The sequence below is a fragment of the Streptomyces sp. ATLC9 genome, from assembly GCF_057196705.1.
Genome location: NZ_JBXUOY010000385.1, coordinates 1 through 3,929, shown reverse-complemented (window position 1 = coordinate 3,929; position 3,929 = coordinate 1). Strand labels below are relative to the sequence as shown.

The following is a 3,929-nucleotide window of genomic DNA, read 5'->3' as shown; positions in this document are numbered from 1 at the left end:
GCCGGGGTACCCCGGCCGTCCACACCGCGCACAGCACGTGGAGTCGTGCGGCCCCGTGCGGTCCCGTACAGGAGGATCCGATGGCGAAGATCAACAACCCGATCGAGCTGCAGAAGGCCCTGGGCGGCGTGGACTACCCCGCCGACCGCGATTCCCTGGTGAGGAACGCCAGGGAGAAGGGCGCGAAGAAGGAGGTCGTCGAAGAGCTCTCGTCCCTGAAGAAGGACCGTTTCGACGGACCGGACGAGGTGAGCAGGGCGGTCTTCGGCAAGGGCTGAGTCCGGTCCGGCTCCGCCCGCATGACACCCTTCGGGGGGGGGGCGCCACCGCGCGCGGGGCCCCCCCCGAAGACGTGTGCGGTGCGGGGTCCGCGGTGCGGTACGGCTAGCTCCGCCCGCCCTCGCCCCTCTCGCCGGTGAGGTCCTCGCGGTCCACGCCGGCCTCGTTCATGGCGTCCTCCAGCTGCCGCCCGACGTTCCCGCGGTCCCTGTTGGCCTCCTCGGCGCGGCGGGCGGACTCCTGGCCCTGCTCGTCGAAGACGACCTGGTCGGTCTTCTCGGTCTTCGGCCGGTTCTCCTCGGGAGTGGTCATGACGGCCTCCTCGGCTCCGTGGCGTACGCGGTCGTCCGCGACCGCCGTCGATCTCCTGTGCGGTAGGACGCCGTACCCGCTCGGGGGCGTCGCATGCGTGTCCGCCTCCGCCGCCTCCGCGGCGGTTCAGGCCCGCCAGCGCGCGGAGCAGTTCGTCCTTCGTCGCCACGTCCCTCGTCACGGCTGCCACGGTGCCATGCCCCGGCCGGGCCGGGCCGGGCCGCGCCGGGGAACGGGCGGTCCGGCCGCCGGTCAGTCCGCCCGGGAGGAACCCCGCGAGCTCCACGGGACGGCCGGCTGGAGCACGGCCTCGGTCAGCGCGCGGGTGCGCAGGGCAGTGACCTGCTGGTACTCGGGATCGGCGACCATGCGGCAGAACGCCCCCCGGCTGGGGTAGCGGACGAGCAGCACCGCGTCCCACTCCTGCCCGTCCTCGGCGACCAGGGCCGTGGTGCCGTCGCCGGCGTAGAGCACCTCGGCGCCGTAGCGCTCCAGGAAGCGGTCCGCCAGGTGCCGCGCGTACTCGTTGTACGAGGAACGGCCGTCCGGGGCGAAGCGCAGCAGGTTGAGCATGACGACCGGGCCTCCCGGGTCCTCGGCCAGCATGCGCTTGAGGTCGGCTCCCGTGGGGTCGATGGCCATGGATCCTCCTTGCCGCCGTGTCGGCGCGTCGGTGTGCCGGTGTGCCGGTGTGCCGGTGTACTGCCGGCGGGTCGGAAGGAGCTTGGACGCCCCGTCGCCTGATGCATACCGTCTGGTCGGTCTGCGCTGTGGTGTGTTGTTCACCGGTACGGCCGAGCCTGCGCCGGACGCCGGGGGGTAGGCCCCTGTGCGCACTCCGGCGGACGGGCCCGCTCTCGTCCCCTCCCCTCCCCCTCCCACCCCTCGGCGGCAGGAGAGCCCCTTGTCCTCCTCAGAGTCCTCCGGCCTGTCCCCCAGGCCGTCCCCCAGACCGTCCTCCGGCGCCTCGCCGGGCCCGTCCCTCCGCCCGACCCGGCGCGGCTTCCTGGGTCTGACCGGCACCGCCGCGGCGGTCGCGGCAGGTGCCGCCGCACTTCCGCCCCTGGGCGCCTTCGGCGCCGGGGCCGCGGCCGGCGAGTACCGGCTCCCGGCCGTCACCCACCCCTACCACCCCGCCGCCCTCTACCCCGAGGACGCCGACGACGACGCCCCCGATGAGCCCCTGAACGCCGGTGTGGAGTGCTGCGGAGAGGAGGTGGGCGCCTGATGGCCGTCTTCGTCCCCCGTTCGGAGTGGGGGGCCCGCGCCCCCACCAACCGGTCTTCCGGCATCACACCGGGCAACGGCGGCACCACCGTCCACCACGTCGGCGGCACCCGTACCGCCCGCGCCGACCACGGCGAGTGCGCGGGCCAGGTGCGCGGCATCCAGAACCACCACATGGACGGCAACGGCTGGGCGGACATCGCCTACACCTACCTGGTGTGCGTCCACGGCCACGTCTACGAAGGGCGCGGGCCGTGGGTGCGGACCGCCGCCAACGGCACCGACTCCGGCAACCGGGACTGGTACGCGGTGTGCGCGCTCACCGGCGGCTCCCCCTCCGACTACGACACCGTCACCGGGGAACTCCTGGACGCCTTCCGCTGGTCGATCGCCAATCTGCGCGACATCGGCGGTGCGGGCGGCGGGATCAACCGGCACAGTGACCACCTGCCGACGGCCTGCCCGGGCAGGCTGTCCTCCTACGTTCTGGACGGCTCGCTGGAACCCGCCTCCGGTCCCCCGGCCTGGCCCGGGGTCTACCTCAGCCACCCGCCGGCCACCGAGCACCCCGCCGTGGGGCTGTGGCAGCGGCGGATGCGCGAGCGCGGCTGGTCCCCCGGCACGGACGGGCGGTACGACGCCCGCTCCAGGGAGGTGTGCGAGCGCTTCCAGGCGCGGCACGACCTGACGGTCGACGGCGTCGTCGGCCCGGAGACCTGGGAGGCATGCTTCGGCTGAACACCGGTGGCCCGGCCCCCCCGGCCGCGGGTCTTCCCCGGACGTCGGCGCGCTACGGCCCCAGGCGGGGCCGGGTGGCCCGTTCGGCCCTGGGCCGGAGCCGGGCGTCCGGGGAAGGCTTGTGGGCGACGTGTTCCGCTGGGGTGCGGAATCCCGTGCCCCCCGCCGGCCCCGCACGGCCGGCCGGACACGTACAGGCACGCACGCGCGTCGCACACGCACGCACACCGGGTGCGGCCCGGAACGAGGGAGGAACACGGTGGAGCAGACGCCGGAGGGCACGGCCGGGAAGGCGAAGGCGGCGGTGGACGTCGTCGCCTACGGGGTCGTCGCCGACGAGCGGCCCCTGCTGGAGAAGGCGTTCGACGGGCGGCACCGCCTGCGCTGCCTGGACCTGGTCCTGGACCGGGACACCGCCGCGACGGCCGCCGGATGCGCGGTGGTGTGCAGCAGCGTCAACGACGTGCTGGACGAGGAGGTGCTGACCGTCCTGGCCGAAGGCGGCACCCGGCTGGTCACCCAGCGTGCCACCGGCTACAACAACATCGACCTGGACGCGGCCCGGAAACTGGGCCTGTCGGTGGCGCGCGTGTCGCACTACTCCCCCCACTCGGTGGCCGAGTTCGCCTGGGCCCTGGCCCTGGCGGTCAACCGCCGGGTGCCCCGCGCGGTGACCCGGACCCGCGACTTCGACTTCCGGCTCAACGGCCTGATGGGACGCGACTTCCACGGCCGCACCGCCGGAGTCCTGGGCACCGGGAAGATCGGCGCGGCCTTCGCCCGCATCGCCGCGGGCTTCGGCATGCGCCTGCTCGGGTCCGACATCGCGGAGAACCCCGAGTGCCTGGCCCTGGGCATGGAGTACGTCGGCCACGACCGGCTGTTCACCGAGTCCGACCTGATCAGCCTTCACCTGCCACTGCTGCCCGACACGTACCACGTGGTCGACGGCGACGCCCTGCGCAGGATGAAGGAGGACGCGATCCTGATCAACACCAGCCGGGGCGGTCTGATGGACGCCCACGCCCTGGTGGAGACGCTGCGCGAGGGCCGCCTGGACGGGGTGGGGCTGGACGTGTACGAGGAGGAGGCCGGGGTCTTCTTCTTCGACCGCTCGCTGGACGTGGTGACCGACGACATCCTCGCCCGGCTGATGACCTTCCGCAACGTCCTGGTCAGCTCCCACCAGGCGTACTTCACCCACGACGCGGTGGGGCAGATCGTCCAGGCCACCGCCGCCAACGTCGAGGACCATCTGGCCGGGCGCACGGGCGAGAACGTCCTCGTCCCCCCGCCCGCCCCGCGCTGACCGGGCCCCGGGCCGGCCAGCCCGCGGCCGTCCGGGCGCGTGGCGGGCCGGTGTGCGCGGGGCC

The 3,929-nt window shown here is 74.1% G+C and carries 6 protein-coding genes; 4 read left to right on the top strand and 2 right to left on the bottom strand.

Going from position 1 to position 3,929, the window contains the following annotated elements; translation table 11 throughout:
* Window positions 1–80 precede the first annotated feature (80 nt).
* Window positions 81–278 carry a DUF2795 domain-containing protein gene (locus AC2CJA_RS25115; RefSeq protein WP_241717733.1) on the top strand — a complete coding sequence of 66 codons (198 nt, stop codon included), beginning with the start codon at window positions 81–83 and terminating at the stop codon, window positions 276–278.
* A gap of 106 nt (window positions 279–384) precedes the next feature.
* Here the strand turns inward: AC2CJA_RS25115 and AC2CJA_RS25110 are convergent, their stop codons facing one another.
* Window positions 385–591, bottom strand: a complete 207-nt coding sequence (locus AC2CJA_RS25110) for a hypothetical protein (RefSeq protein ID WP_484604962.1) — start codon at window positions 589–591, stop codon at window positions 385–387.
* Window positions 592–843: 252 nt separating this feature from the next.
* A complete protein-coding gene (locus AC2CJA_RS25105) occupies window positions 844–1,233 on the bottom strand; it encodes a DUF1330 domain-containing protein (protein WP_484604961.1) in 390 nt (129 codons plus the stop codon).
* Window positions 1,234–1,495: 262 nt separating this feature from the next.
* Between AC2CJA_RS25105 and AC2CJA_RS25100 the strand changes: the two genes are divergently transcribed.
* The 3 genes from AC2CJA_RS25100 to AC2CJA_RS25090 all read left to right on the top strand — a co-directional run bounded on the left by AC2CJA_RS25100 (window position 1,496) and on the right by AC2CJA_RS25090 (window position 3,865).
* Window positions 1,496–1,819 (top strand): hypothetical protein, encoded by a 324-nt coding sequence (locus AC2CJA_RS25100; protein ID WP_484604960.1) that lies wholly within the window; start codon window positions 1,496–1,498, stop codon window positions 1,817–1,819.
* The gene (locus tag AC2CJA_RS25095) at window positions 1,819–2,556 is read left to right on the top strand and encodes a peptidoglycan-binding protein (protein ID WP_484604959.1); all 738 of its coding nucleotides are present in this window, start codon (window positions 1,819–1,821) and stop codon (window positions 2,554–2,556) included. Before AC2CJA_RS25100 ends, AC2CJA_RS25095 begins: the two co-directional genes overlap by 1 nt.
* Before the next feature lie 304 nt (window positions 2,557–2,860).
* Complete coding sequence (locus tag AC2CJA_RS25090) at window positions 2,861–3,865, top strand: 2-hydroxyacid dehydrogenase (RefSeq protein ID WP_484604963.1); 1,005 nt, start codon at window positions 2,861–2,863, stop codon at window positions 3,863–3,865.
* Window positions 3,866–3,929 lie beyond the last annotated feature (64 nt).

Bases quoted from the DNA above. Each gene is read 5' to 3' on its own strand.
- AC2CJA_RS25115 (WP_241717733.1), top strand. From the start codon at position 81: ATGGCGAAGATCAACAACCCGATCGAGCTGCAGAAGGCCCTGGGCGGC.
- AC2CJA_RS25110 (WP_484604962.1), bottom strand. From the start codon at position 591: ATGACCACTCCCGAGGAGAACCGGCCGAAGACCGAGAAGACCGACCAG.
- AC2CJA_RS25105 (WP_484604961.1), bottom strand. From the start codon at position 1,233: ATGGCCATCGACCCCACGGGAGCCGACCTCAAGCGCATGCTGGCCGAG.
- AC2CJA_RS25095 (WP_484604959.1), top strand. From the start codon at position 1,819: ATGGCCGTCTTCGTCCCCCGTTCGGAGTGGGGGGCCCGCGCCCCCACC.